Source organism: Kitasatospora sp. NPDC007106 (assembly GCF_040634455.1).
Taxonomy (GTDB): domain Bacteria; phylum Actinomycetota; class Actinomycetes; order Streptomycetales; family Streptomycetaceae; genus Kitasatospora; species Kitasatospora arboriphila.
On sequence record NZ_JBEYFP010000864.1, the window covers coordinates 1 to 2,387 of the forward strand.

Below are 2,387 nucleotides of genomic sequence, written 5' to 3' on the forward strand. Positions count from 1 at the left end.
GGTGCCGGGCCGCCTCCGGGTCGCCGAGCCGCTGCCGTGCGGCGTCCAGCAGCGGCAGGTCGGACACCGTCCACGCCCGGGCGTCCGCACGCTGCAGCAGCCGGACCTCCTCGCGGCTCAACCAGGGGGCGCACAGCCGCAGGTAGGCGGGCACCGACCACAGGTCGCCGACCAGGTCGGCCGCCTCGATCGTCGGCCAGGCCCGGTGGAGGGCCGTGACCAGCTCCCGGTCCTGCAGCAGCGACCTGCGGAACAGGTCGCGCGGCGGCACCTCCTCTTCCCCGTGCTCGTCCCCGTGCCGGTCCAGCAGGATCGTGACCAGTTCCTCCCAGATCTGGTCGCGGGCCTCGTTGTGCGGCGTGCCCGGATCGGGCGCGTCGAAGGCGTCGGCCCAGTCCGCGGCGCTCAGCCGGAGGTCGGACCAGTGCGTCGACACCGTCATCCCCTCGGCCGGCGGCTCCTCGTAGATCCGCACCGCCGCCTCGATCGCCTTCACCATCGCCGCCGACGACTTCAGCCGGGCCGCCTCCGGGTCGCCCTCGACGCCCGCGCCGGCGCCCTCGGCGACAAGGTCCCGCAGGGTGCAGGTCTGCACGCCGTCCTCGCCGAGGCTCGGCAGCACGTCGGCGACGTACGCCAGGTACGGCTGGTGCGGGCCGACGAACAACACGCCGCCGCGGCGGTGGCCGAGCCGAGGGTCGGAGTGCAGCAGGTAGGCGGAGCGGTGCAGTGCGACGACCGTCTTGCCGGTGCCCGGGCCGCCGTCGACCACCAGCGCCCCGCGGGAGCCCGCCCGGACGATCGCGTCCTGGTCGGCCTGGATGGTGCCGAGCACGTCCCGCATCCGGGCCGACCGGCTGCTGCCCAGGCCGGCGATGAAGGCCGACTGGTCGTCCAGGGCGGCGTGCCCCTCCAGGCCGTCCGCCGTGAACACCTCGTCCCAGTAGTCGCCGATCCGGCCGCGCGTCCACCGGTACCGGCGGCGGCTCGCCAGGCCCATCGGGTTGCCGTGCGTCGCGGCGAAGAACGGCTCGGCCGCGGGGGTGCGCCAGTCGATCAGCAGCCGGCGGCCGGTGTCGTCGGTCAGGCCGAGCCGCCCGACGTACACCGGATCGGCACCGTCCGCGGCGACGATCCGGCCGAGGCACAGGTCCAGCCCGTAGCGGCGCAGCGCGCGCAGCCGGGCGGTCAGCCGGTGGATCTCCGCGTCCCGGTCCATCGCCGCCCGGCCCGGGCCGCCGGGCGCCCTGCGCATCTCGTCGAGGCGGCCGGACAGTTCGGCGGTCTCCCGGTCCAGGGTCCTCGCGACGGTCGCGAAGTGCCGCTCGTCGGCGGCGATCAGCGCCGGGTCCGCCTTGGCGGCGAGGTGCCCGGGCAGGTCGAACGCACTGGTGGTCGAAGGGTTCATCTCACGCACTCCGATCCGAGGCCGCACCCGCACCGTCCCGCATCCCGTGAACGGGCATACCTGAACACACGTCGTGAATCTCCCAAATCATCAGCTACCGGCTCAGACGAGCGATTGTGCGGCACCACGGGGGCCTTGCCGCAAGACCCCCGGTGCGCTATACGTTGAGAGTGGCAAGGGACGGGTTCACTCCCTTGCCTTCGTCGTCCGCGCTGCCGGACCCCACTCGTCCACTGCCCGCTGCGGACGCCGCACGCGCCCCCCGCCCTTGAAGTCCTGCCGTCTTGGCGTCCTTGGCGTCGTTGCCGTCCCGCCGACCGGGCGGGCAGTGGCAGGGGGTAGCGTCGGCGGCATGCCCGACGCCGTCGACGTGTCCGCGGCCCTGCGCGGCGGAGTGCCCACCCGCGACCGGGCCTTCGCCTTCCTGCGGTGGTTCGCGGAGGCCTGGACGGACCGGCCGCTGCGACCGGAGGACGGCTGCCCCGCGGACGAACTCGCCGCCGCGGAGGCCGAACTGGGCTTCGCACTCCCCGCCGCCCTGCGCGAGGGCTACGCCCTCCTCGGCCGCCGGGACGACCTGACCCGGCACCAGGACCCGCTCGTCCCGCCGGGCGGGCTCCACGTCGACGACGCCCACGGCGGACTGCTGGTCTTCCGCCGCGAGAACCAGGACTGCGCGGCCTGGGCGGTCCCCCTCGACCTCGCCGACCGGGACGACCCGCCCGTGCTGGTGGAGTCCCACCGGGGCTGGATCCCCTTCCTCGACCGGATGTCCCTCGCCTGGGTCGAACTCGTGCTCAGCGAGTCGCTGTTCGCCGCGGGCAGCACCTACGACGCCTGCGAACTGCCGGACACCCTCCTCCCGCGGCTGCACGCGGGGTACACCCGCCTCGACCTGCCCGACCACCCGATGTGGGCCTGCGACGAGGACTCGCCCGTGCGCTGGTACGCCGCCCCCGGCCGCCTGCTGCGCCGCGAC

General features: G+C 74.8%; 2 protein-coding genes. One reads left to right on the top strand and one right to left on the bottom strand.

Translation table 11 applies throughout. From position 1 onward, the window contains the following. Positions 1–1,408, bottom strand: a 1,408-nt coding sequence (gene helR / locus ABZ641_RS33360; RefSeq protein ID WP_359987970.1) for an RNA polymerase recycling motor ATPase HelR, incomplete at its 3' end; no start/stop codon positions are given. 352 nt (positions 1,409–1,760) lie between these two features. Here helR and ABZ641_RS33365 point away from each other — a divergent pair. Then, on the top strand, positions 1,761–2,387 hold a 627-nt coding region (locus ABZ641_RS33365), incomplete at its 3' end, for an SMI1/KNR4 family protein (RefSeq protein ID WP_359987972.1).